Origin of the sequence: Mycobacterium sp. IEC1808 (genome assembly GCF_002101935.1) — a bacterium.
Taxonomy (GTDB): Bacteria; Actinomycetota; Actinomycetes; order Mycobacteriales; family Mycobacteriaceae; genus Mycobacterium.
The window spans coordinates 184,575-206,085 of sequence record NZ_LQPV01000019.1 but is presented as its reverse complement, the minus strand read 5'-3'; the positions used below and the strand labels follow the sequence as shown (position 1 = coordinate 206,085).

At 66.8% G+C, this 21,511-nt stretch carries 23 protein-coding genes; 12 read left to right on the top strand and 11 right to left on the bottom strand.

Annotated features, from left to right (window positions below; genetic code table 11):
• Positions 1-22: 22 nt before the first annotated feature.
• Together AWB92_RS13030 and AWB92_RS13025 are read right to left on the bottom strand one after the other, a co-directional pair.
• On the bottom strand, positions 23-736 hold the full coding sequence (locus AWB92_RS13030) for a 2OG-Fe(II) oxygenase (RefSeq protein ID WP_085186084.1): 714 nt from the start codon (positions 734-736) through the stop codon (positions 23-25).
• Positions 736-1,248, bottom strand: a complete 513-nt coding sequence (locus AWB92_RS13025; protein WP_085186082.1) for a methylated-DNA--[protein]-cysteine S-methyltransferase — start codon at positions 1,246-1,248, stop codon at positions 736-738. Before AWB92_RS13025 ends, AWB92_RS13030 begins: the two co-directional genes overlap by 1 nt.
• A 133-nt stretch (positions 1,249-1,381) precedes the next feature.
• On the opposite strand from AWB92_RS13025, the gene AWB92_RS13020 reads away from it, so the two are divergent.
• Together AWB92_RS13020 and AWB92_RS13015 are read left to right on the top strand one after the other, a co-directional pair.
• Entirely contained in the window at positions 1,382-1,888 is a 507-nt protein-coding gene (locus tag AWB92_RS13020) for an RNA polymerase sigma factor (RefSeq protein WP_085186080.1), read from the top strand.
• The gene (locus tag AWB92_RS13015) at positions 1,885-2,490 is read left to right on the top strand and encodes a methylated-DNA--[protein]-cysteine S-methyltransferase (RefSeq protein WP_085186078.1); all 606 of its coding nucleotides are present in this window, start codon (positions 1,885-1,887) and stop codon (positions 2,488-2,490) included. The genes AWB92_RS13020 and AWB92_RS13015 overlap by 4 nt, the downstream gene beginning before the upstream one ends.
• 66 nt (positions 2,491-2,556) lie before the next feature.
• On the opposite strand, the gene AWB92_RS13010 is transcribed toward AWB92_RS13015, so the two are convergent.
• Complete coding sequence (locus AWB92_RS13010; RefSeq protein ID WP_173817412.1) at positions 2,557-3,906, bottom strand: aldehyde dehydrogenase family protein; 1,350 nt, start codon at positions 3,904-3,906, stop codon at positions 2,557-2,559.
• Positions 3,907-4,003: 97 nt separating this feature from the next.
• Between AWB92_RS13010 and AWB92_RS13005 the strand changes: the two genes are divergently transcribed.
• The 4 genes from AWB92_RS13005 to AWB92_RS12990 all read left to right on the top strand — a co-directional run bounded on the left by AWB92_RS13005 (position 4,004) and on the right by AWB92_RS12990 (position 9,154).
• Positions 4,004-4,930, top strand: a complete 927-nt coding sequence (locus AWB92_RS13005; protein ID WP_085186076.1) for an alpha/beta hydrolase — start codon at positions 4,004-4,006, stop codon at positions 4,928-4,930.
• A gap of 39 nt (positions 4,931-4,969) precedes the next feature.
• Positions 4,970-5,587 carry a TetR family transcriptional regulator gene (locus tag AWB92_RS13000; protein ID WP_085186074.1) on the top strand — a complete coding sequence of 206 codons (618 nt, stop codon included), beginning with the start codon at positions 4,970-4,972 and terminating at the stop codon, positions 5,585-5,587.
• A gap of 238 nt (positions 5,588-5,825) precedes the next feature.
• A complete protein-coding gene (locus AWB92_RS12995) occupies positions 5,826-6,260 on the top strand; it encodes an MmpS family transport accessory protein (protein WP_173817408.1) in 435 nt (144 codons plus the stop codon).
• Positions 6,257-9,154, top strand: coding sequence for an MMPL family transporter (locus tag AWB92_RS12990; protein WP_085186072.1), 2,898 nt, complete (start codon positions 6,257-6,259; stop codon positions 9,152-9,154). Before AWB92_RS12995 ends, AWB92_RS12990 begins: the two co-directional genes overlap by 4 nt.
• 88 nt (positions 9,155-9,242) lie before the next feature.
• Here the strand turns inward: AWB92_RS12990 and AWB92_RS12985 are convergent, their stop codons facing one another.
• The 6 genes from AWB92_RS12985 to AWB92_RS12960 form a co-directional block, all read right to left on the bottom strand.
• Positions 9,243-10,025: an SDR family oxidoreductase gene (locus tag AWB92_RS12985; RefSeq protein WP_085186070.1), complete on the bottom strand. Its 783-nt coding sequence runs from the start codon at positions 10,023-10,025 to the stop codon at positions 9,243-9,245.
• 112 nt (positions 10,026-10,137) lie between these two features.
• A complete protein-coding gene (locus tag AWB92_RS12980) occupies positions 10,138-10,467 on the bottom strand; it encodes a DUF732 domain-containing protein (RefSeq protein ID WP_158090376.1) in 330 nt (109 codons plus the stop codon).
• 234 nt (positions 10,468-10,701) lie between these two features.
• Entirely contained in the window at positions 10,702-11,577 is an 876-nt protein-coding gene (locus tag AWB92_RS12975; RefSeq protein WP_085186068.1) for a hypothetical protein, read from the bottom strand.
• Positions 11,574-12,821, bottom strand: coding sequence for an acyl-CoA dehydrogenase family protein (locus tag AWB92_RS12970; protein WP_085186066.1), 1,248 nt, complete (start codon positions 12,819-12,821; stop codon positions 11,574-11,576). Before AWB92_RS12970 ends, AWB92_RS12975 begins: the two co-directional genes overlap by 4 nt.
• Before the next feature lie 87 nt (positions 12,822-12,908).
• Positions 12,909-13,274: a DUF1801 domain-containing protein gene (locus AWB92_RS12965; protein ID WP_085186064.1), complete on the bottom strand. Its 366-nt coding sequence runs from the start codon at positions 13,272-13,274 to the stop codon at positions 12,909-12,911.
• Between the two features lie 17 nt (positions 13,275-13,291).
• Complete coding sequence (locus AWB92_RS12960) at positions 13,292-14,314, bottom strand: NAD(P)-dependent alcohol dehydrogenase (protein WP_085186062.1); 1,023 nt, start codon at positions 14,312-14,314, stop codon at positions 13,292-13,294.
• 137 nt (positions 14,315-14,451) lie between these two features.
• Between AWB92_RS12960 and AWB92_RS12955 the strand changes: the two genes are divergently transcribed.
• From AWB92_RS12955 to AWB92_RS12945, 3 genes are read left to right on the top strand one after another with little or no spacing between them, the layout of a single operon-like run.
• The gene (locus AWB92_RS12955) at positions 14,452-15,261 is read left to right on the top strand and encodes a thioesterase family protein (protein WP_085186060.1); all 810 of its coding nucleotides are present in this window, start codon (positions 14,452-14,454) and stop codon (positions 15,259-15,261) included.
• A gap of 40 nt (positions 15,262-15,301) precedes the next feature.
• Positions 15,302-15,820: a nuclear transport factor 2 family protein gene (locus AWB92_RS12950; protein WP_085186058.1), complete on the top strand. Its 519-nt coding sequence runs from the start codon at positions 15,302-15,304 to the stop codon at positions 15,818-15,820.
• A gap of 7 nt (positions 15,821-15,827) precedes the next feature.
• Entirely contained in the window at positions 15,828-16,922 is a 1,095-nt protein-coding gene (locus AWB92_RS12945; RefSeq protein ID WP_085186056.1) for an NAD(P)-dependent oxidoreductase, read from the top strand.
• A 3-nt stretch (positions 16,923-16,925) separates the two neighbouring features.
• Here the strand turns inward: AWB92_RS12945 and AWB92_RS12940 are convergent, their stop codons facing one another.
• Both AWB92_RS12940 and AWB92_RS12935 read right to left on the bottom strand, forming a co-directional pair.
• Positions 16,926-17,924: an NAD-dependent epimerase/dehydratase family protein gene (locus AWB92_RS12940; protein WP_085186054.1), complete on the bottom strand. Its 999-nt coding sequence runs from the start codon at positions 17,922-17,924 to the stop codon at positions 16,926-16,928.
• Positions 17,909-18,880, bottom strand: coding sequence for an aldo/keto reductase (locus AWB92_RS12935; RefSeq protein ID WP_085186052.1), 972 nt, complete (start codon positions 18,878-18,880; stop codon positions 17,909-17,911). Before AWB92_RS12935 ends, AWB92_RS12940 begins: the two co-directional genes overlap by 16 nt.
• A 55-nt stretch (positions 18,881-18,935) precedes the next feature.
• Here AWB92_RS12935 and AWB92_RS12930 point away from each other — a divergent pair, with 55 nt between their 5' ends.
• The 3 genes from AWB92_RS12930 to AWB92_RS12920 all read left to right on the top strand — a co-directional run bounded on the left by AWB92_RS12930 (position 18,936) and on the right by AWB92_RS12920 (position 21,469).
• A complete protein-coding gene (locus tag AWB92_RS12930) occupies positions 18,936-20,279 on the top strand; it encodes an acyltransferase (protein WP_241523439.1) in 1,344 nt (447 codons plus the stop codon).
• 125 nt (positions 20,280-20,404) lie between these two features.
• Entirely contained in the window at positions 20,405-20,719 is a 315-nt protein-coding gene (locus AWB92_RS12925) for a hypothetical protein (protein WP_085186048.1), read from the top strand.
• A 78-nt stretch (positions 20,720-20,797) separates the two neighbouring features.
• A complete protein-coding gene (locus tag AWB92_RS12920; protein ID WP_085186046.1) occupies positions 20,798-21,469 on the top strand; it encodes a TetR/AcrR family transcriptional regulator in 672 nt (223 codons plus the stop codon).
• The last annotated feature ends 42 nt before the right edge of the window (positions 21,470-21,511 follow it).

The window sequence follows — 21,511 nt, the reverse complement described above, 5'->3', positions numbered from 1 at the left end:
CAAGCCATCGTGCCGCATGCGGTCAGGCGGCGTCGTGAAAGATCAACCCGAGCGTGCAACGGTGACCGGTGCGGACCACCGACACGCCGTGTCGCACGGGCGCAGCCGACCATCCCCGCGTCGAGCGGACCGGCCGTTCCCTGGTGGTGAAGATGTAGCCGTGCCCGTGCGGCAGCGTGGTGGCGGTTCCGCGCGACTGCGCGCGGGGCCGCTGCTCGACGAGTAGGAACTCGCCGCCGCTGTGCGTCACGCCCGGCTCCGTTAGGTTGATGACGACCTGAAGCGGAAAGACGAGGTCCCCGTACAGGTCTCGGTGCAGCGCGTTCCAATCGCCGGGCCCGTATTTGAGCAACAACGCGGTGGGTTTGGTTTGGCCGGCGCGATGGCACATGTCGAGCCATTCGTCGAGTGCGTCGGGCCAGGGCGGGTCGCGTCGCAGCTTCGTCCACCAGTCCCGGGCGATCGGCAACAACCGGGGATAGAGCGCCTGCTTCAGCTCGTCGATGGGGTGGGGGTAGGGCCGCTTGAAATAGCGGTACTCGCCTTGCCCGTAACGATGGCGAGCCATGTCGACGGTGGCGCGGAACAGGCTGTCGTCGGGGTAGTGATCCAGCAGGGCTGCACACTCCGTTGGCGTGAGCAGCCGCGGAAGCAGTGCGCCGCCAACATCGTTCATGTCGGCGGTCACCGCGTCCCAGTCCGCGGCGTTCACCCTCCGATCCCATTTCGACGGCATCAGAACAATCTGCCGGCCGCCGCGGGCACCGGCGCCTCCAGGTCTAGCAGGAATCGTTTTCGATTCAGGCCGCCAGCGTAACCCGTGAGCGCGCCATCCTTCCCGAGGACGCGATGGCACGGAACGATGATGCTCAGCGGGTTGCGGCCCACCGCCTGACCGACTTCGTAGGCCGTGTAGCCGTCCCCCAGCGTCGCGGCCAGCTCGCCGTAGGTAGTGGTCTCGCCGTAGCCGATGCCGGGTAGGAGATCCCAGACTCTTCTCTGACGCGGATCGCCATGCAGGGCGATGGGGACATCGAACTGGGTTCGCTTTCCGGAGAAGTATTCGTGCAGCTGATCTGCCGCGCACCGGAAGAGTTCGTCGACGACGGGCTGCACGGACCGGCCGAGAGCGTCGGCAGCGGGTGGGTGCCAATGATGGCGGAAGTACACGCCGGTGAGGGCGTCGCCGTCGGCGACCAGTGTCAGCTCCCCGAGTGGGCTATCGATCACCGTGTGTCGTGTCTGCATCGTTCAACCTCCTTTCCTGGTAGACGACGGGCGGTTGGAAAACGTGAGACCGCATCTCGGTGTCTCACATTTGGGGCCGCGCCGACGTCTTCACAATGAGAGTGCGGATTGCCACGGAGGAAATTGAGCCAGGATGAATGTCGATCGGCACGTCAAGCCGCCTTTCGAGGCGGTCGTGGCTCGACACGGCGCCACGGTGTGGCGGGTCGTTCGCGCGGTGATCGGCCACGTCGACGCCGACGACGCCTGGTCGGACACGTTCCTGGCCGCGTTGAAGGCCTACCCGCAGCTGCCGGCCGACGCCAACGTCGAAGCGTGGCTGGTGACCATCGCCCACCGTAAGGCAATCGACGTCGCGCGCGGGGCTGCGCGGCGGGCCGTCCCCGTCGCTGATCCCCCCGACTCCCCCGCTTGCGAGCGGGCCGACGCGCACGATCTGGACCTAGACGCCGCGGTGGGCGCGCTGCCACCCAAACAGCGCCAGGCCGTTGCCTACCACTACCTGGCCGGCCTGCCCTACGCCGAGATCGCGGTAATCCTCGACAGCAGCGTCGACGCCGCCCGCCGGGCCGCCGCCGACGGCATCGCCACTCTCCGCCGCACCTATCCCCGCATCGATACGACAAGGAATCACCAATGACCGCAACGGATCTCACCCAGCACTATCCGGTCGACCGCGATCGGCTGCAGCGCCTGCACGCTCGCCTGGAACGGGATGCCGAGGCCGGCGATCTCCTCGACATCGCCTATCGCACAATTGACTCCGCCGTCGGACCGCTGCTGTTGGCGGCCACCCCACTGGGGCTGCTACGGGTGGCGTTCGCCAACGAAGACCGTGACAGCGTGCTGCAGTACCTCTCGGAGCGCATCAGCCCGCGCGTGCTCGAATCGCGCACACGGCTGGACCCTTTTGCGCGACAACTCGACGAATACTTCACCGGCCGCCGTCACAGCTTTGACGTGGCGCTGGACTGGTCGCTGTCGCAGGGCTTCCGGCGCACCGTACTGGAACACCTCAACGCCGACATCAGTTACGGCAACACCGCGAGCTACGCCACTTTGGCCCGACTGTCCGGTTCCCCCAAGGCCGTTCGCGCCGTCGGCACCGCATGCGCGACCAACCCGATCCCGATCTTCGTGCCGTGTCATCGGGTGATCCGTTCCGACGGAACGGTGGGCGCCTACCGCGGCGGCCCGGCCGCCAAGCGCGTCCTGCTCAACCTCGAGCGGAACCAAGCCTAGTCGCGAAAGTGCAACTGGTGACACGTTTCTCGAGTGGAGCGCCGGTAGTTGCACTCTCGCGGCGAATCAAAGCGGCGACCAGTGCACCACCTTCATGGTGGTCATCTCGTCGAGGAGCTCGGGACCGAAGCCGAAGCCGGTGCCGCTGGCCCGGCGCGGCTCTGACGCTCCCCCGGGGGCTCCCCCGAACACGTTGTTGATCTTTACGGTCCCGACCGGGAGGCTGCGCCACGCCTCCTGCGCGTGCGCCATGTCGCCGGTCAGTACCGTGGCGGCGAGGCCGAAGCGGTCGTCGGCGGCCTCGGCCAGGGCCGCGGCGAAATCCGGCACCATGCGCACCGGCGCGATAGGACCGAACGTCTCCTCGCGCAGCACCAGCATGTCCGGCGCGCAATCCGTCAGCACGGTCGGCGGATAGAACGAACCCGGTCCCGGCTGGGGCTCGCCCCCGGCTAGAAGGTGAGCGCCGCGCCGCACCGCGTCCTCGACGTGGGCGTGCACGTGCTCGCGGTGGGCCTGGTCCACCAACGGCCCGATCCTTTCGGCCAACGCCAAGGCCTCGTCGACCAACGCATCGACGAACGCCTCGGCGATCGGCTGGACCACGTACACGCGCTCGACCGACACACAGATCTGACCCGCATTGGCGAAGGCGCCAAGTGCCGCCTGGCCGGCCGCCCAGCGGGGATCGACGTCCGCGTCGACGATCAGGGCGTCGTTTCCGCCGTTCTCCAGCAGCGCCTTGGCGCCGCGTTCCACGCAAGCCCGGGCGATCTCCCGGCCGGTCGCGCTGCTGCCGACGTGCGCGACCACGTCGACACGCTCCGACTCGGCCAACCGAGCACCGACCGTGCCGTCGCCGTCAACGATTTCGAGCACGCCCACGGGCAGACGCGCGGCCAGCAGCTCGGCGAACCGCCGACCGGTCCCCGGGCAGCGCTCACTGGGCTTGTGGACCACGGTGTTTCCGGCGACGAGCGCCGCGCCGAGCAGTCCGGCGGCCACCGCGACGGGGTCGTTCCAGGGCGTGAGCACCGCGACGACACCGCGCGGCTGCGGAACCATCAGATCGGTTGCCGACCAATCGCCCTGCAGGCTGCGCCCGCGATGCAACGGGCCAAGTTGGGCGTACTGCAACAGGGTGCCGACCCCGGCCTCCACGCCGCCGCGAGCGTCGTCGCGCAGTTTCCCGGTTTCCCGCTCGTTCAGTTCGGCGAGTTCGTCGGCGGCGGCGCGGACGTCGGCCGCGGCCGCCGCGATCGCCTCGGCCCGTTCGGCGGGCGCCGTGCGCGCCCAGCCGGCGGCGGCGTCCGCGGCGCGCCGGACCGCATCGTCACAGTCCGACGGCTCGGTGACGGGCACCTGCGTCACTTGGTCGCCGGTGCGGGGATCCAGGACGTTGATGACCTTGGTCATGGTCGAAGCCACGACCCCGTTTACCCTCTCGGTGCGCGGGCCAATCAGCTCATTACCACGTCGTGTATGGTCGGCGCACTGGAGCGGAAGGCACGCGATGGCAAAAACCCACGCCGGCAACGCCTTCACGTCGCGGCATTTGTTGGACCCCGGCCTGCGCAAGGCGGCCCGCTTCTTGCCCCGCGGATACGCCCTGCAGCGCGGCTACCGGATGCAGCGCGCGCTGATGAACCTGATGGGCAACGCGGGCCGGCTGCGAAATGTCCCGGTGGCCACCGTCAACGAGCACGTCACGGTTCGCCTGCACCGTCCCGTCGGCCTTCCCCATCCGGCGCCGGCGATGCTCTGGATCCACGGTGGCGGCACGATCATGGGACACGCCGCCCACGACGACAAGTTTCTGCGCAAGCTGTCACACCGCACCGGTGTCGCGGTGGCCGCTGTCGAACACCGGCTGGCGCCGGAGCACCCCTATCCGATCCCGGTCGAGGATTGCTACGCGGCGCTGCGGTGGCTGGCGCGCCAGCCGTGGGTCGACCCGGATCGCGTCGCGGTCGGCGGGGCCAGTGCCGGTGGACATTTCGCGGCAGCGGTGGCACAACGGGCCCACGATCGCGACGACGTCAACGTCGCGTTCCAGATGCTGGTCTACCCGATGCTCGACGACCGCACCGGCGCCAATCGCGACGGCCACAGGAGGCTCATGTGGACCGAAACCGACAATCAGCTGGCGTGGCGGTGGTACCTCAACGGCGCGGATCCCCGGGAGGCGGCGCCGGCCCGCCGGGAAGACCTGTCGGGCCTGCCGCCGGCCTGGATCGGCGTCGGGACGCTGGACCTGTTCTACGAGGAGTGCTTGGACTATGGGCGGCGGCTGCGGGAGGCCGGGGTGCCCGTTCATGAAGAGGTCGTCCCGGGCGCGTTTCACGCGTTCGATCAGATCGCGGACAAGGCGCCGATTTCGGTGAAGTTCTTCACCAGTCAGTGCGCTCACCTGCGCGCGGCCCTCGCTCCGCACGGCTAGTTGACTGCAAAGTTTGCGTATCGTGCAACGATGAGTGTCATGCGCAACCAGTGCCACCCTATGGGTCTTCGCGAGCGACGTCGTCGCCAGACGAGCGCGGACATCCGCGACGCCGCGGTGCGCCTGACGACCAGCCGTGGTTTCGACAAGGTGACCATCGAGGAGATCTGCATCGAGGCGGGAATCTCGACGAGGACATTCTTCAACTACTTCCCCACCAAGGAATCGGCAATCGCCTACGGCCCCTCCGACCTGCCCCCGGAGCTGGCCGAAGATTTCGTCGCGGCCGGTCCGGCCCCGTATCGGGTGATCCTGGCGGAGCTGATCACGCTGGCGGCGCATCATCTCCGCGACGTGCCCCCACGACGCGAACAGGCCGTCGGCATGCTCGAGCTCGCCAAGACCAGCCCCGCCGTGATGGCCGCATTTCTCGCCGAGCTGGAGCGGTTCCAGAACCAGCTGACCGACATCGTCGCGCGCCGCCAGGCGATGCGGCCGGACGACGAGATACCCGCCTTGATCGCCGCGCTGGCGTTGACCGCCGTGCGTTCGGGCATCGAACGCTGGGCCAGTGGCGTGCCGAAAGATTCCGACGACACCCCGATGCCTTACGTCGAGCGCGCGGCCGCTCTGGTCAACAGCATCTTCGCGAAGTGAACGCCGGATAGTTAGCTAGATCACTTTTTTGCACTGTCTGCAAACTCTGCAGGCGATGTACTATGCTTTGGTGGCATCAGGCGGGGGTTCGACGATGCGGGGCAGATTTCTAAGGGCCCGACGGCTCAGACCGTACAGATCGCGGCGGATCATGAACTTCGTTGTGGCGCAACGTAATGCGGTGATCACCTAGCGGCGACGCAGCACCGTTGATTGACCAGGAGAGGAATCCACGTAGGTGCAGCTATCCAGGATCGTGCGCAATGCGTGGTTGCCGCTGTTGATCGTCGCGGTGGTGGTGATCGGCGGGTTCACCGTGGCCCGGGTCAAGACGTTCTTCACGGCCAACGACACCGGCGTCATGACCAGCCCTCGGCAGGACGATTCCAAGCCGTTCAAGCCCAAGGTCGTCAAATACGAGATCTTCGGCTCGGCCAGCCACGCCAACGTCAACTACCTCGATCTGTCCGCCGACCCGAAACGCGTCGACGATGCGCCGCTGCCCTGGACGCTGGTCCTGAGCACGACGGCCCCGTCGGTGTTTCCGAACCTCTCCGCCCAAAGCGACGGTGACCGCCTCGGTTGTCGCATCACGATCGACGACGAAGTCAAGGACGAGAACATAACCAACGGCGTGCACGCCCTGACCTTTTGCTTGGTGAAATCCGCATGAGCGCAAGCACCGAACACCCGACCGATACCCTGCCCGTCGCCAAACACGCCGAGCGCCCGGCGATCCCGCGAATCATCCGAAAGTTCGCCCTACCCATCGTCCTCGGCTGGATCGCGATCATCGCGGTGCTCAACACGATCGTCCCGCAGCTGGACGAGGTCGGGAAGATGCGCTCGGTCTCGATGAGCCCGGACGACGCGCAGTCGGTCATCGCGACCAAACACATGGGTGACGTGTTCCGCGAGTACAAGTCCAACAGCTCGGTGATGATCGTCCTCGAGGGCCAAAACCCGTTGGGCAACGACGCGCACGCCTACTACGACCAGATGGTCAAAAAGCTGGACGCCGACACCAAACACGTCGAACACGTCCAGGACATGTGGAGCGATCCCCTGAGTGGGGCCGGCGTCCAGAGCAACGACGGCAAGGCCGCCTATGTCCAGGTCTACCTCGCGGGCAACCAGGGCGAGTCCCTGGCCAACGAGTCGGTCGAGGCCGTGCAGAACATCGTCAAGAGCCTGCCGGCGCCCAACGGGGTCAAGGCCTACGTCACCGGGCCCGCCGCCGTGCAAGCGGATCAGCACATCGCCGGCGACCGCAGCCTGCAGGTGATCACGACCGTCACGTTCGTCGTCATCATCGCGATGCTGCTCTTGGTCTACCGCTCCATCATCACGGTGCTGCTCACGTTGGTGATGGTGGTGCTTGAACTCTCCGCGGCGCGCGGCATGGTGGCGTTCCTGGGCTACTACAACATCATCGGCCTGTCCACGTTCGCGACGAACCTGTTGGTGACGCTGGCGATCGCGGCCGCGACCGACTATGCGATCTTCCTGATCGGCCGATATCAGGAGGCCCGGTCGGTCGGCGAATCGCGAGAAGACGCCTACTACACCATGTTTGGCGGCACCGCGCACGTGGTGGCCGGCTCCGGCCTGACCATCGCCGGCGCGACGTTCTGCCTGCACTTCACCAACCTGCCGTACTTCCAGACGCTGGGCATCCCATTGGCCATCGGTATGGTGGTCGTCGTCGCGGCGGCCCTGACGCTTGGCCCGGCGGTCATCTCGGTGGCGTCGCGGTTCCGCCAGACACTCGAGCCCAGGCGGGCGCAGCGGACCCGCGGCTGGCGCAAGGTCGGCGCCCTCGTCGTCCGGTGGCCCGGGCCCGTTCTGATCGTGACGATCGCGATCGCGCTCGTCGGCCTGCTGACCCTGCCCGGCTACCGGACCAACTACAACGACCGCAAATACCTGCCTGCCGATCTGCCGGCGAACGCCGGTTACGCGGCGGCAGACCGGCACTTCTCGAACGCCCGGATGAACCCCGAGCTGCTGATGATCGAAAGTGACCACGATCTACGCAATTCCGCCGACTTCCTGGTTATCGACAAGATCGCCAAGTCGATCTTCCGGGTGCCCGGAATTTCGCGCGTGCAGGCGATTACGCGTCCGCAGGGCACGCCGATCGAGCACACCTCGATCCCGTTCCAGATCAGCATGCAGGGCGTCACCCAGCAGATGAACCAGAAGTACCAAGCGGATCAGATGGCCGACATGTTGCACCAGGCCGACATGATGCAGACCACCATCGACAGCATGGAAAAGATGCAGAGCATCACCGCGCAGATGGCCAACGACATGCATCTGATGGTCAAGAAGATGCACGAGATGACCATCGACATCGACGAATTGCGCCAGCACATGGCCGATTTCGAGGACTTCTTCCGGCCGATCCGCAGCTACTTCTACTGGGAAAAGCACTGCTACGACATCCCGGTGTGCTGGTCGCTACGGTCCGTGTTCGACGCCCTCGACGGCATCGACACGATGACCGACGACATCCAGAGCTTGCTGCCCATCATGGATCATCTCGACACCCTGATGCCGCAGATGGTGGCGCTGATGCCCTCAATGATCGAGAACATGCGGGCCATGAAAACGACCATGCTGACGATGTATTCGACCCAGAAGGGCCTGCAGGATCAGCAGAACGAGGCGCAGAAGAACTCGAACGCCATGGGCAAGGCGTTCGACGCGTCCAAAAACGACGACTCGTTCTACCTGCCCCCGGAGACGTTCAACAACGCCGAGTTCAAGAAGGGCATGAAGAACTTCCTCTCGCCGGACGGCCACGCCGTGCGGTTCATCATCAGCCACGACGGCGATCCCATGACGCCAGAGGGCATTTCGCACATCGACGCGATCAAGAAGGCCGCCTACGAATCGCTCAAGGGCACGCCCCTGGAGGGCTCCAAGATCTACCTCGGCGGCACCGCGGCGACCTTCAAGGACATGCAGGACGGCAGCAACTATGACCTGCTGATCGCCGGAATCGCCTCGCTGTGCCTGATTTTCATCATCATGCTGATCATCACGCGCAGCGTCGTCGGCTCGGCGGTGATCGTGGGCACCGTGTTGATCTCCCTGGGGGCGTCCTTCGGACTCTCGGTGCTCATCTGGCAACACCTGATCGGCATCGAGCTGCACTGGATGGTGCTGGCGATGTCGGTCATCATCCTGCTGGCCGTCGGCGCCGACTACAACCTGCTGCTGGTGGCCCGGTTCAAGGAAGAGATCCACGCGGGTCTGAACACCGGCATCATCCGCGCGATGGGGGGAACGGGATCGGTGGTCACCTCGGCGGGCCTGGTGTTCGCCTTCACGATGATGACGATGGCGGTCAGTGAACTCACGGTCATCGGCCAGGTCGGCACCACGATCGGCCTCGGCCTGCTCTTCGACACGCTGATCGTGCGGTCGCTGATGATGCCATCGATCGCGGCGCTGCTGGGCAAGTGGTTCTGGTGGCCGCAACGGGTGCGGCAGCGGCCGCTGCCTTCGCCGTGGCCCACGCCGGCGAAGGAGCGCGAATCGTTCGCGGTGGCGCCCTGAACTAGGGAGCGAGTCGCCGAGCCTGCGCACAGCGCGTGCCGGACCCCACTTTTGTAGCGCTGGACGCAGTTTCGATGTGGGTTTGAGGCTACGTCACCCACTCGGGCTGCTGGCTGGCGTCGACCACGGAGAAGTCCTTGTGCGCCAGGCCCGCGGTGGTGCCGCCGTCGACCACGAACTCCGAGCCGGTCGAGTAGCTGGACTCGTCGCTGGCCAGATACACCACGAGGCTGGAGACCTCCTTCGGCTCGCCGATCCGGCCCACCGCGGTATTGAAGATGTCTTCGGGAACCCATTCGGTCATCGGCGTCTTGATGAGCCCGGGATGAATCGAGTTGACCCGGATTCCGCTGGGACCCAGTTCCAGCGCGGCCGACTTCGTCAACCCGCGGACCGCGAATTTGGTTGCGGTGTACCCGTGGCAACCGATGGTGCCGGCCATGCCTTCGATCGAGGAGATGTTGATGATCGATCCCCGTCCCGCTTCCTTCATGGGTTTCACCACGGCGCGGATGCCGAGGAACACTCCCGTCAGGTTGATGTCGAGGATGCGCTGCCACTCCGAGAGCTCGTAGTCCTCAAACGTGCCGATGTTGATGATGCCGGCGTTGTTCACCAGGACGTCGACGCCGCCGAACTCGGTCATGGCGGTGGCCGCCGCGGCTTCCCACTGTTCGGGTTTGGTGACGTCCAGATGCACGTAGCGCACGGTGTCGCCGAGCTCGGCCGCGACGGCCTTGCCCTCGTCGTCGAGGATGTCGCCGAACACCACCTTGGCCGACTCAGCGACCAGGGTCCGCACATGCGAAGCGCCCATCCCCCGAGCCCCGCCACTGACGAGCGCGACCTTCCCCGCCAACCGTTCTGCCACTGTGCGTCTCCCGTCGTGCCGGTGCGTTTTTTGCACCATACAGACGCACACAGATGTATGACCAGGGCTTCGACGCGTCGCGATCCCCGCAGTCGCGACCCGACGTCCGCCGTTAGCTGCTGCTCGGCTTGCTCGGCGGGTGCTTTGCGGGGCAGTAATCCGCGGTAGCCGCGGCGACGAACATTTGGGCTTGGGCCTCGTTCAACCGATGCGAGCCCGTCAGTTGGTCTATCTCGTCCTTCTGGCTGTAGCCGGCGTTGAGGTCTTTGCACATCATCTGCGCGGCCTTCACGTCCAGCGCCGGGCTACCGAGGTCGACGCCATGCGCCTGCAGGTAGCTGGTGAAGTCCTGGTCCGTCTGGTCGGCGCGCGCGACGGTCGACGGCGCCAGCATCAGAGTCGCCAGCGCGCCGAGCGCGCAGGCAGAAACCTTCCTTGCCATTCTGTGCTGCATCATCGTTCCCCCATCACTTTCAAGGTTCGACACGTAGTTCGGATTGACCCGAACCGCCGAAATTACACATCGGACTGTTTCTAGCATCTACCGTGTCTAATGTCGATCATTGTCTATAGCAATGATCGTTGCTGGCCAGGTCGCACACGTCAAGCGCCCATGGACGCAAAGGCCGAGGCCGGCGAAAGCTTTACCGGCCGTTGGCCGTTAATTCCGGCTGAATTAAATGCCGCGGGTCACCGTTTCGAAGATCGCCGCGGCGGAAGTGACGGCCTTGTCCGCGTTTCCTTCGTCGTGCAGGAGCATGCGCACGCCGATGCGTCCGGGCCCGCCGGCATGCGCCGTGCCCTCGACACGGAAGGGGCCCACCTTGCCGCGGGACATGAACATGACGTGCCAGCTGATGACCTGAAGCTTCCGGGTGCCGGCGACCTCAGCGGCCAGGTCGATCGCGGCGGTCTCGAGGACCACGTGCTGAGGCCCGATGTGCAGCGCGGCGTCCGGTGAGGCGAGCTCAGCGCTCAGCGCGGGCAGCACCCAATGGCCGTCGTCGCGCTTGGCGGCCCCGAAGGCCTGCCATAGCGGGGGCAGGTCGGGCGAATCCTCGATCACCAGCTCAGTGCCCGAAACGTCCATCTTGCCAAGGCCTTCCGGCGGGACACCGATGACGGCTCCCTGGCCCTCGTTGAACGCGATTACCCGGTCGGGGTTGTCGGCGTCGACGATCTTGCACCGTCCGTAGCCCATGGCCCGGCCCTGGTGCACGACGCCGGATCCGACGATCTCGATCCGCGTGACGTCGAAGCCGGGGTCGATGATCTGTACCGACGCGATGACCGGGTTCGGCACCGCGACCATGTCGGTCTGGCATCCCTCCGGCGACGAGATCGCCAACGGCGCCACCATGAGTCCGCCGGCCTCGTTGCGCATGTCGCGGCGAATGGTGACGGTGTCGTCGGTCTCGCCGATGTTCATCGCCGAGTGGTTGCGGCCGATGTAGCGATAGCTGAGCAGCCCGGTCCAGCGTCGGTACAACTCGTCGCGGTAGGCGCCGGCGTCGTTGGCCAGCTCTCGGATGTCGCGAAGTTGGTCGCTCATTGTTGGTTCCCTTTCGCCGCTTTGCCCCGGCGCACCTGGTTGAACGGCACACTGCGGTCGGCGGCGTACTCGCGCGGAAAGTTCAGGACCCGTTCGCCAATGACGTTGCGCGCCATCTCCGTCGTGCCGCCCCCGATGCTGGCGATCTGACGGCCCAGATATCGCGTGCCGATGCCGAGCAGTCCCGCGTCATCGTCGACCACGCCGGCCGAACCGGCAATGGCGAGGGCGGTGTCGTTCTCGACGTCGTGCACCTCGGCCATGTCGAGCCTGATGATCGATCCCCCGGCGGGAGGCAGCGATCCGTCGACGACGGCGTGGTAGACGTGCTCGCTCAGTTGCCCGTGCACGGCCCGGTGGACCAGGACGCGGCCCACCATCTCGCGAACGCGTTCGCTGTCCCCCTGCCCGGTGCTGTCGACCAACGACATCAGGTCGATCGAAATGTCCTCGGCCTCAGCGATTCCGGGTCCGCTGGTGTACTCCGAGCCGTCGCCCATGGTGCGGCGCTCGTGGTAAAGCTGCCGTGACGCGACGTCCCACCCCTTGCCCGGTTCCCCGACGACGGCGTCGTCGCCCACGTCGACGTCGTCGAAAAACTCCTCGCAGAACTCGACCGAGCCGTTGACCTGACGGATGCGGTTGATCGTCACGCCGGGGTGTCGAAGCGGCAGCAAAAACATCGTCAGGCCGTTGTGCTTGGGTGCGTCCCAGTCGGTTCGGGCCAGGCATAGCCCGTAGTCGGCGGCGAACGCCCAGGTGCTCCACGTCTTGGCGCCGTTGATGACCCATCGCCCGTCTCGGCGGTCGGCGCGGGTGATCACCCCGGCGAGGTCCGAACCGCCGCTGGGTTCGGAGAGCAGCTGGACGAGCACTTCGTCGCCGCGCAGCGCCGCGCCGATGTGCGTGCGTTTCTGCTCCTCGGTGCCCATGTCCAGGATCGTCGCGCAACAAATGGCGAACGACGGGACGTTGAGCAGCAAGGGCGTTTCGTAGGCGGCCGCCTCGGCGTCGAACGCCTTCTTGTACTGGTAGCTCAGCCCGAGGCCGCCGTACTCGCGGGGAAAGCAGATGCCGGCAAATCCGCCCTCGTACAACTTCCTTTGCAATTCGCGGGCGCGCCGCCAGGACGCCAGTTCGTCGCGCTGGAGGACCACCGCGTCTTCGGAGTCGAGCCTTGGCAGGTTCGCGGCCAGCCACGCTTTGGCGCGGCCGCGGAATTCTTCGACCGCCTCGGCGGTCACCGAATTCGCCTGTGCGTCATCGCCGATGGCCTCCTCGGGCTTGTGCTGGGCGACTGTACAGCACCGCTTGACGACTGTACAGGTCGCCTAGGACGCGTTCAGCTCCACCGCGGCGCGAACGAGCGCCTTGAACGCCTTCTCGTCGACCTCGTCGCCCTCGTGGAAATCGATGGCGCGCCGGGTGTTGCCGTCGAGGCTGGAATTGAAGAGACCCGACGGGTCCGCCAGCGAGGCGCCCTTGGCGAACGTCACCTTGACCACGCTCGTGTAGGTCTCGCCGGTGCAGATCATCCCGTCGTGGTACCACACCGGGACACCTCGCCACTTCCACTCCTCGACCACGTCGGGCTCGGCCTGCTTGATCAATTCCCGTATCCGAGCGAGCATTTCGCCGCGCCAATCGCCCAGCTCTTTGATCCTGGCGTCGATGAGCTTCGAGGGAGAGTCCGTCATGTTGCCTTTCCGGTGGCTTAGTCGGGAATGGTGATCGCGATCTTGCCGAGGTGTTCGCCGGCACGCATCACCGCCAGCGCCTCGTCCAGCTGCTGCCAGTCGAAAACGTGGCTGATGTGGGGTTTGATGCCGGTGGCCGATATCAAATCGCAGAGGGACCGTTGCGACTGCACGCTGCCCACCGTGATTCCGACGATCCGCAGGTTGTTGAGCATCACTTCCGCGACCGAGATGGGCGCCGTGTCGAATCCGCTGAGGACGCCGATCACCGCGACGGTGCCTCCGACCCGCGCCGAGTGCACCGACTTCGCCAGAGTGGCGGGACCGCCGAGGTCGACGATCAGGTCGGCGCCCCTTCCGGCGGTCAGTCGCTTCACCTCGGTCTCCCAGTCCGGGGTCGCGCGGTAGTTGATGAGATGCGTTGCGCCCAAATCGGATCCAATTTTCAGCTTCTCGTCGGACGACGACGTCAAAATCACCGTGGCGCCGAGCGCCCGGGCGAGCTGCACCGTGAACAGCGAGACGCCGCCGGTTCCCTGGGTGACGACGACGTCGCCGGCACCGATGTTGGCCTCCGTCAGCGCACTGAAGGCCGTCACGCCCGCACACGGCACGGTGGCGGCTTCGACGTCGCTGAGGTGCGCGGGCGTGCGGACCAGACCCGACACGGCGGCGACGCGGTACTGCTGCAACCACCCGTCTTCGGTGTCGCCGGGCAGCTCCCGTTTCGATTCCGGCGTGGGGGGCCCATCGAGCCAACCGGGGTGGAAAGCCCCCATGACGCGGTGGCCCACTTGCAGCCCGTCCACCTCGGGCCCGACCGCGACGACCTCTCCCGCGCCGTCGCTCATCGGCACGCGCGGCCACGGGCCCGGGAGCAGCCCCATGAGGTTGATGTTGTCGTGAAAGTTCAGGCTCGACGCCCTCACCCTGACCAGCGCCTGGCCCGGGCCCGGTTCATCGACCGGCCTGTCCACGGTCTCGAGGGGCGCACCGGGCCCCGGCATCACCACCGCACGCTGACGATCGAGGATGCTCATGCGATTCGGCTCCTTATGTTCGGCGTGGCACCAGCCGTGACCCCAACCCGGCGGCCAAGCCCGACGGGAAGTAGTCTGCCGACGACTCGCATCGGCGTGCGACCACCGCCTGATGCTATGGCGATCAAGGAATCCGCGTGACGGGTAGACACCCTTTTGACACCGCGCTCGACCTCAGCGTGATCGATGCCGACGTCAGGCGGGGCGCGACCCATCCGGAGTGGGCCAACATGGTGGGCCCGTTCGGCGGAATCACCGCGGCCGCCATGGTGCGGGCCATCGACACGCACCCCGACCGGATCGGTGAGCCGTTGGCGTTGACCGTCAACTTCGCCGCGCCGGTCGCCGACGGCAGCTTTGACCTGTCACTTCAGGTCGTTCGCACAAACCGCACCAATCAGCACTGGAACGTCGAACTCGGCCAGGACGGCGAGGCCAAGGCCACGGCGACGGCGGTGTTCGCGACGATCCGCGAGAGCTGGGCGGACACCGAAGCCCGCCCGCCGAGCGCGCCGCCGCCGGAAGAGATCGAACCCAGGAGCATGGGTCACGTCGTCCGTTGGGCGGACCTCTACGACATGCGGTTCGCCGAAGGCCCGCTCCCGGGCGCCGACGAGCGACCCAGTCCGTCGTCGACGACCACGTTGTGGGTGCGTGACAGAGCGCAACGCCCCGTCGACTATCCGGCACTCGCCGCCCTCAGCGACGTCTTCTACCCGCGGGTCTTCCTGCGCCGCGGCGGCGTCGCGCCGGCGGGGACGATCTCGTTGACGACCTATTTCCTTGCCGCTCAGGACCAGCTTGATGCCGTAAGGGGTGACTTCGTCTTGGCCACTGCCCACGCCAACCGCTTCTCCGGCGGTTACTTCGACCAGAGCGCCCAGGTATGGAGCCGGGACGGTGTACTGCTGGCCACCACCCACCAGATCGTCTACTTCAAAGGCTGAAGGGTTACAGTTTCGGGGTGAAGTGTCACGCTGGGCCGCGATGACGGGGGGCGCCGTAGAAGATCACGCCACCGCGCTCCTGTCGATCGAGGCCATCAAACAGCTCAAAGCCCGCTACTGCCGGTTCCTCGACACGAAGGACTGGGCGGCGTGGCGGGCGCTGTTCGCCGACGACTTCGTCAGCGACACGTCCGAGGCCGGCGGCAAGCTGATCGTCGGCGCCGACGAGTTCGTGGCGTTCACCCGCAAAGGCATCGGACGCCCCACGCAGGCGACGGCGCACCAGGTGCACGCGCCCGAGATCGAGCTGACGTCGGCGACGACGGCGCACGGGGTGTGGGCGCTGCAAGATGTGGTCCGCTTCGGGCCGGGGGTGACGCTGGTCGGGTACGGCCACTACCACGAGACCTACGAGAGCATCGACGGGCGCTGGCTCATCAAGAGCTCCAAGCTGACTCGGCTGCGGGAGGACATCGTCACCCCGCTGTTCTCGATCTATATCTCCGACCGCATCCGGCGGGTCGCGACCAGGCTCGCCGGCCGAATGATGGAGCAGTGATACGCCGATGAGTGCTGGCACCATTTTGATCACCGGCGCGTTCGGCCAGGTCGGCAGGCGATGCGCGCAAATCCTGCTCGACCGGGGACGCACCGTCGTCGCCACGGACCTGCGGACCGACAAAACCGCCGCCGCCGCGGCCGAGTTGTCCCAGGGGCCCGGCAAGCTGATCCCGGCCTACATCGACCTGCTGGACGCCGAGGCGGTCGGCGATCTCATCGCGACCCACCGGCCCGAAGCGATCATTCACCTCGCCGCCGTCATCTCGCCGCCGTCGTATCGCAATCCCGCGCTGGCCCGACGAGTCAACGTCGGGGGCACTAAGACCCTGCTGGCGGCGGCCGCCCAGCTGCCCGAGCCCCCGCTGTTCCTGATGGCCTCCAGCGCCGCCGTCTACGGGTCACGCAATCCGTACCGCTACCCCGAGCGCATCACCCCGGAGACGCCGGTGCAGCCGATCGACCAGTACGGCGAGGACAAGGTGCTGGCCGAGGCCGCGATCCGGGCCAGCGGCCTGCCGTATGCGATGTTCCGGCTGGGCGGGGTGATCTCGCCGGACACCCAGGCGGGCATCAGCGGCGACCACCTGACCCTGATGCGTTCGCTACCCAGCGACAACCGCATCCACATGGTGGACGCGCGCGACGTGGCGCTGGCGTTCGCCAACGCCGTTGATCGGGGTGCCAGCATTGCCGGCAAGGTGCTGCTGATTGGCGGCAACGAATCGTACGTGATGCTGCAGCGCGACCTCGAGGACGACCTGATGACCGCTGCGGGCCTCGGGCGGCTCGGCCCCTCGGCGAGCCTGCCCGGCGACCCCGGCGACGACCGCGGCTGGAGTTTCACCGGATGGTTCGACACCACCGAAGCCCAAGCGCTGCTTGACTTTCAGGAGCACGATTGGCACGAGTCGACCGCCTGGATCGCCGAATCCCAGGGCCGCATGCGCATCGTCCTGCGCGTGCTGGGCCCGATCCTGCGACCGGTGCTGCGCGCCCTGCTCAAGCTGCAGCGCCGCGCCGAGGGCCGGGGCCCGTACGCCGACCCGTGGGCGCTGATCGAGAAGAAGTACGGCCCGGCGGCGCTGGCCGCCGCCGAGTAAGGGCTACTGCCGGGAAGCGAAGAAGACCGCGGCCTTGCGAATCGAGTCTTCGACGGGCTCCGGTTTCCACCCCAGTTCGCGTTCGGCCTTGCCGTGGTCGAGCGGCGACATCAGCTCCGCCATGCGAATTCCCGCGTAGGCGAACGGAAGGTCTCGGCGCAGTAGCCGCGCCGCCAAATCGTTGACGCGCGCACCGGCGCGCAGCACCGAAATCGGGATGCCGATGCGCGGCGCGCGCCTGCCGATGGCGGTGGCGGCGATCTGGTGCAGCTCCCGGCCGCTCATGTATCGGTCGGACACGATGTAGCGCTCGCCGTTTCGTCCGCGTTCCGCCGCCAAAAGCATTGCCCTGGCGGCGTCCTCGATGCCCACGACCTCCGACGAGTAGCCGAAATAGAACGGGAAACGGCCCCTGGCGACGAGGGCGATCAGGGAGCCGTGCGGCGTCGGCGCCCAATCACCGGGACCGTAGGTGGTGGAGATGCACAGCACCACGGCGGGCAGCCCCCGCTCGCGGGCGTACGACAGCAGCAGGTTCTCGCCGGCCACCCGGGCCTCGATGTAGGGGCCGCCCTGGTCCCAGTTGTGCGGGTCGTCTTCGGTGACCGGCCGGCTGTCGCTGATCGCCAAAGAGCCCGCGGTGCTGGTGTATACGAACTTCTGCAGGTCGGCATCCAGGGCGGCGTCCAGAACGTGCCGCAGCCCTTCGACGTTGGTGCGAAATAACGGCGCCGGATCGCGCAGCCACATCCGGGCGTCGACCACGCAGTAGTACACGACGTCACAGCCGGCCATCGCGGCGCGCAGGGCGTCGTCGTCGAAGACGTCGCCGTAGCAGCGCTCGACGGGGAGGTCGTCGATCCCCTGGATGGAACTGGTGCGGCGCAACATGACTCGCACATCGGCGCCCGAGGCGACGAGCTGCCGCGTGACATGGGACCCGAGGAAACCGCTGGCCCCGATCACCAGCTTCTTCTTGGCGACCACTAGCGGTCGATCCATCCCATTTGCGCCTCGGCGTGGTGACCGCCGACGGGTGGGGTGAGTCGGTCGATCCTCGCCAGCTGGTCGGGGGTGAGCTCGACCGCGTCGGCGGCGACGTTCTCTTCCAGGCGGGCGACGCGCTTGGTTCCCGGAATCGGCACGATGTCAGGACCTTTCGCCAGCAGCCAGGCCAACGCCACCTGGGCCGGGGTGGCCCCCACATCGGCGGCGATGTCGCGGAGCTCGTCCGCGCTGCGCAGGTTGTGCTGAAAGTTCTCGTCGAAGAAGCGGGGGTTGGTCTTGCGGTAGTCGCTGTCGGGAAGCTCCTCGTTGGAGCGGATGGCGCCGGTGAGGAACCCGCGGCCCAGCGGCGAGTAGGCGACGAACCCGATGCCGAGTTCGCGTAGCACGTCGAGCACCCCGTCCTCGGGGTCGCGGGTCCACACGGAGTATTCCGACTGCACCGCGGTGATGGGATGCACGGCCTGGGCCCGGCGAATGGTGTTGACGCCCACTTCGGAAAGACCGATGTACCGGATCTTTCCGGCTGCCACCAGCTCGGCCAGGGCTCCGACCGTGTCTTCGATCGGGGTATCGCGATCGAGGCGGTGTTGGTAGTAGAGGTCGATGTGATCGGTCGCGAGCCTCTTCAGGGACCCCTCCACCGCGGTGCGGATGCTGGCTGGACTGCTGTCGAGGCCATTACGGCCGGTGTGCGAGATCAGGCCGAACTTTGTCGCCAGCACCACCCGGTCGCGGCGGCCCTGCAGGGCGCGGGCGACGAGTTCCTCGTTCACGTAGGGCCCATAGACCTCGGCGGTGTCGATCAACGTGACGCCGAGGTCGATGGCGCGATGAATGGTGCGAATGGATTCGGCGTCGTCGGTGCCGGCGCCGGCATAGGCCACGGACATGCCCATCGCGCCCAGGCCGAGCCGTCCGACTTCGAGTTGCGCGAGATGAGCCCGTTTCATGGCCCCCATTGTGCGCCCGGCGCCTCCGGGCCACCGGGCGGGTACCGTTGCGCTCGTGCAGGACACAGCGCGACCGGCCCGCAATCTGGCGGTCGACTTCTACCGCGTGTCGGGTGTGATCCTGATCGTGCTGGGGCATTGGCTGGCCGGCTCGGTGACCTATCACGACGGATCTTTCGGTCGGCAGAACCCGCTCGTCGACATACCTTGGACCCAGTGGCTGACCTGGCCTTTCCAGGCCGTCCCGACGTTCTTTCTGGTCGCCGGCTACGCCGGCGCGTTGTCCTGGACGCATCGGCGCGAAACCGGCGGTGTGTCGCGCCAGACCTGGCTTCGGCACCGGCTGGCCCGCGTGCTGGGCCCGACCGCGGTCTATGTGGCGCTGGTGTTGGTGGTGGTGGCGGTTCTCGACGTCGGCCACGTGGCCCGTACGACGATGGAGTACGCGGGTTGGGCCGTGGCCATGCACCTGTGGTTCCTGGCCGTCTACCTGATCGTCGTATCGCTGACCCCGATTGCGGTTGCGGCACACCGGCGTTGGGGGCTCCTGGCGCCGGCGGCGCTGGGGGTTGCGGTCGTGGCGGTCGACGCGCTCTCGATCGGCGCCCACGTGCACAACCTTGGCTGGGTTAACTACCTGCTGTGCTGGGGGGCGTTCTACCAGCTCGGGATCGCTTGGCGCGGAGGGCTACTGGGCGGCCGCAGAGCGGTGGTGCTGGCCGCCTGCTCGGCGATCGCGCTCGGGCTGCTGATCGGGCTGGGGATGTATCCGGTGAGCATGATCGGCGTTCCTGGGCAGACGATCGACAACACGACGCCACCCACCGCGGCGCTGCTGGCGTTCGGATGCGCGCAGGGTGGATTGGCGATAACGCTCGCCCCCGCGCTGAACCGCGTGCTGCGCGCCGACAGGGTCAAGCGGGCGCTGGCCGTCGGCAACAACAACGTGATGGCGCTTTACCTCTGGCACATGATCCCGGTCGTTATCGTTGCAATCGTCGCGTATCCGGCGGGTCTGCTGCCCCAACCGCCGGAGGGAACGGGGCTGTGGTGGCTGGCCCGGCTGGAGTGGGTGGTCGTCCTCGGCGTCGTGACCGCGGTCGAGCTCGTCTTGTTGTGGTCGTTGCGGCGTCTTTTCGCGGCCCCGCTGCCCATGCTGGGTGTGCCCGTCAGCGAACGCTGGGGGGAAGTGTCCATGCTGGTCGGTGCCGCGCTGGCCGCCGCTGGCCTGCATTTCTTCGCCTACGCGGGGTTCGCGCCGGACGGCCGCCTACCATGGGTGACCGCCGCGCTGTTCGCCGGCGGCGTGCTGCTAGTGGCGCTTCGCCCGACCAAGGCCGACCGGGGCGCGGTCGATCCGGCACCGGCGCCAGGGCGGACTCAGGCGCCCCGGGGATAACGGCCCGGCCTGTTTGGCAAGCGACTTACGGCCCCTTGAGAGGGGCCGTAATGCCCTGGTCGGAGGCCCTATCTGGGGGAAACGTCTCTGGCAGGTCCCAACGCCCTCGCCAAGGGAGTACGCAGATGTTAGACAGCCTAGCGGTCACCAACAACCACGGCCCTCGAGGGCGCGCCCAGGATGCCGAAGTATTGAAGGAATCCGGGGTGCACAAGCTCGTCTTTCTGGACCGCGACGGCAACTGCTTGGCATTCGTATTGGCTTGGGAGAGTTTCGAATACGACGCCGAGACGGACGCCTACGTGTGCGTCGCCGATCGTGATGGCGCTGAACTTCTGACCGTGTACGCCGCAGGCGAGATCAACTCCGCGCCCGGCGAGAACATGTATGTCGTGACGGCGCCGGACGGGCCGGGTGCGGCACGCCGCGGGCCCCGCTGACCAAACCGTTACGTGCATTCGCGGCGCCGAACGTTATGATAGACCGTTCGTACGGTTAGTTATGCCGAAGGGTTGAAGATGCCCAGGTCGCCTGGCAGGCGTGGCGAGATTCTGGACGCGTTCGTCCGCTACGTCGCCGAACGTGGCTATGACAGAACGAATATCGGTGACATCGCCGACGAACTCGGCATGTCGAAGGGCACGATCGTCCATCACTTCGGCACCAAGGCCCAGATGCTGCGGGAGCTGGAAGAGACCCACCTGGCCCTCCAGCTCGACGTGCTGCGGATGGCCTGGGATCGCCTGGCCGCCCCGCACGAGCGCATCGCGGCAATCATTTACGCCTCAGCGCTGCTGCAGGTGAGCGCGCGCCACGCGACGGTCGCGAGCCAGCGCGAGGTGGTTCAACTGTCCGACGACCCGGCGATGCAGCACGTGCGCAAGCTGCGCGATCAGTTGCAGACACACGCGGTTGACGAAATCCGCAACGGGATCGACCTGGGCGTGTTCCGAAGCGTGGACGTCGAATTGGCGGCGCTGCAGCTGTGGGGATCGCTGGAGTGGATGTGGGTGTGGTTCGATCCGGCCGATTCCCGGACGCCTGAAGAAGTCGGCGCCGCTTTCGTCGACGTGTTTCTCGGCGGGCTCCTGCTCGACCGCCTCGGGCTCGCCAAGTGGGCAGACCCGGCCGCCGGCGTCGTCACGGTGGTGCGTGAGTGCCTCGCCGCGGTCACGGCCGGGCGACGCTGACGGCTGATCGCCGAAACACTCTGCGCGGGAGCCGAATTCGTC

Excerpts from the sequence above, each read along its gene's own strand:
- AWB92_RS12925 (WP_085186048.1), top strand. The coding sequence starts at position 20,405 with ATGTTAGACAGCCTAGCGGTCACCAACAACCACGGCCCTCGAGGGCGC.
- AWB92_RS12990 (WP_085186072.1), top strand. The coding sequence starts at position 6,257 with ATGAGCGCAAGCACCGAACACCCGACCGATACCCTGCCCGTCGCCAAA.
- AWB92_RS12960 (WP_085186062.1), bottom strand. The coding sequence starts at position 14,314 with ATGAGCATCCTCGATCGTCAGCGTGCGGTGGTGATGCCGGGGCCCGGT.
- AWB92_RS12945 (WP_085186056.1), top strand. The coding sequence starts at position 15,828 with ATGAGTGCTGGCACCATTTTGATCACCGGCGCGTTCGGCCAGGTCGGC.
- AWB92_RS13020 (WP_085186080.1), top strand. The coding sequence starts at position 1,382 with ATGAATGTCGATCGGCACGTCAAGCCGCCTTTCGAGGCGGTCGTGGCT.
- AWB92_RS13000 (WP_085186074.1), top strand. The coding sequence starts at position 4,970 with ATGCGCAACCAGTGCCACCCTATGGGTCTTCGCGAGCGACGTCGTCGC.
- AWB92_RS12975 (WP_085186068.1), bottom strand. The coding sequence starts at position 11,577 with ATGAGCGACCAACTTCGCGACATCCGAGAGCTGGCCAACGACGCCGGC.
- AWB92_RS13030 (WP_085186084.1), bottom strand. The coding sequence starts at position 736 with ATGCCGTCGAAATGGGATCGGAGGGTGAACGCCGCGGACTGGGACGCG.
- AWB92_RS13005 (WP_085186076.1), top strand. The coding sequence starts at position 4,004 with ATGGCAAAAACCCACGCCGGCAACGCCTTCACGTCGCGGCATTTGTTG.
- AWB92_RS13025 (WP_085186082.1), bottom strand. The coding sequence starts at position 1,248 with ATGCAGACACGACACACGGTGATCGATAGCCCACTCGGGGAGCTGACA.
- AWB92_RS12935 (WP_085186052.1), bottom strand. The coding sequence starts at position 18,880 with ATGAAACGGGCTCATCTCGCGCAACTCGAAGTCGGACGGCTCGGCCTG.
- AWB92_RS13015 (WP_085186078.1), top strand. The coding sequence starts at position 1,885 with ATGACCGCAACGGATCTCACCCAGCACTATCCGGTCGACCGCGATCGG.
- AWB92_RS12950 (WP_085186058.1), top strand. The coding sequence starts at position 15,302 with ATGACGGGGGGCGCCGTAGAAGATCACGCCACCGCGCTCCTGTCGATC.
- AWB92_RS12980 (WP_158090376.1), bottom strand. The coding sequence starts at position 10,467 with ATGGCAAGGAAGGTTTCTGCCTGCGCGCTCGGCGCGCTGGCGACTCTG.
- AWB92_RS12940 (WP_085186054.1), bottom strand. The coding sequence starts at position 17,924 with ATGGATCGACCGCTAGTGGTCGCCAAGAAGAAGCTGGTGATCGGGGCC.
- AWB92_RS12965 (WP_085186064.1), bottom strand. The coding sequence starts at position 13,274 with ATGACGGACTCTCCCTCGAAGCTCATCGACGCCAGGATCAAAGAGCTG.
- AWB92_RS12920 (WP_085186046.1), top strand. The coding sequence starts at position 20,798 with ATGCCCAGGTCGCCTGGCAGGCGTGGCGAGATTCTGGACGCGTTCGTC.
- AWB92_RS13010 (WP_173817412.1), bottom strand. The coding sequence starts at position 3,906 with ATGACCAAGGTCATCAACGTCCTGGATCCCCGCACCGGCGACCAAGTG.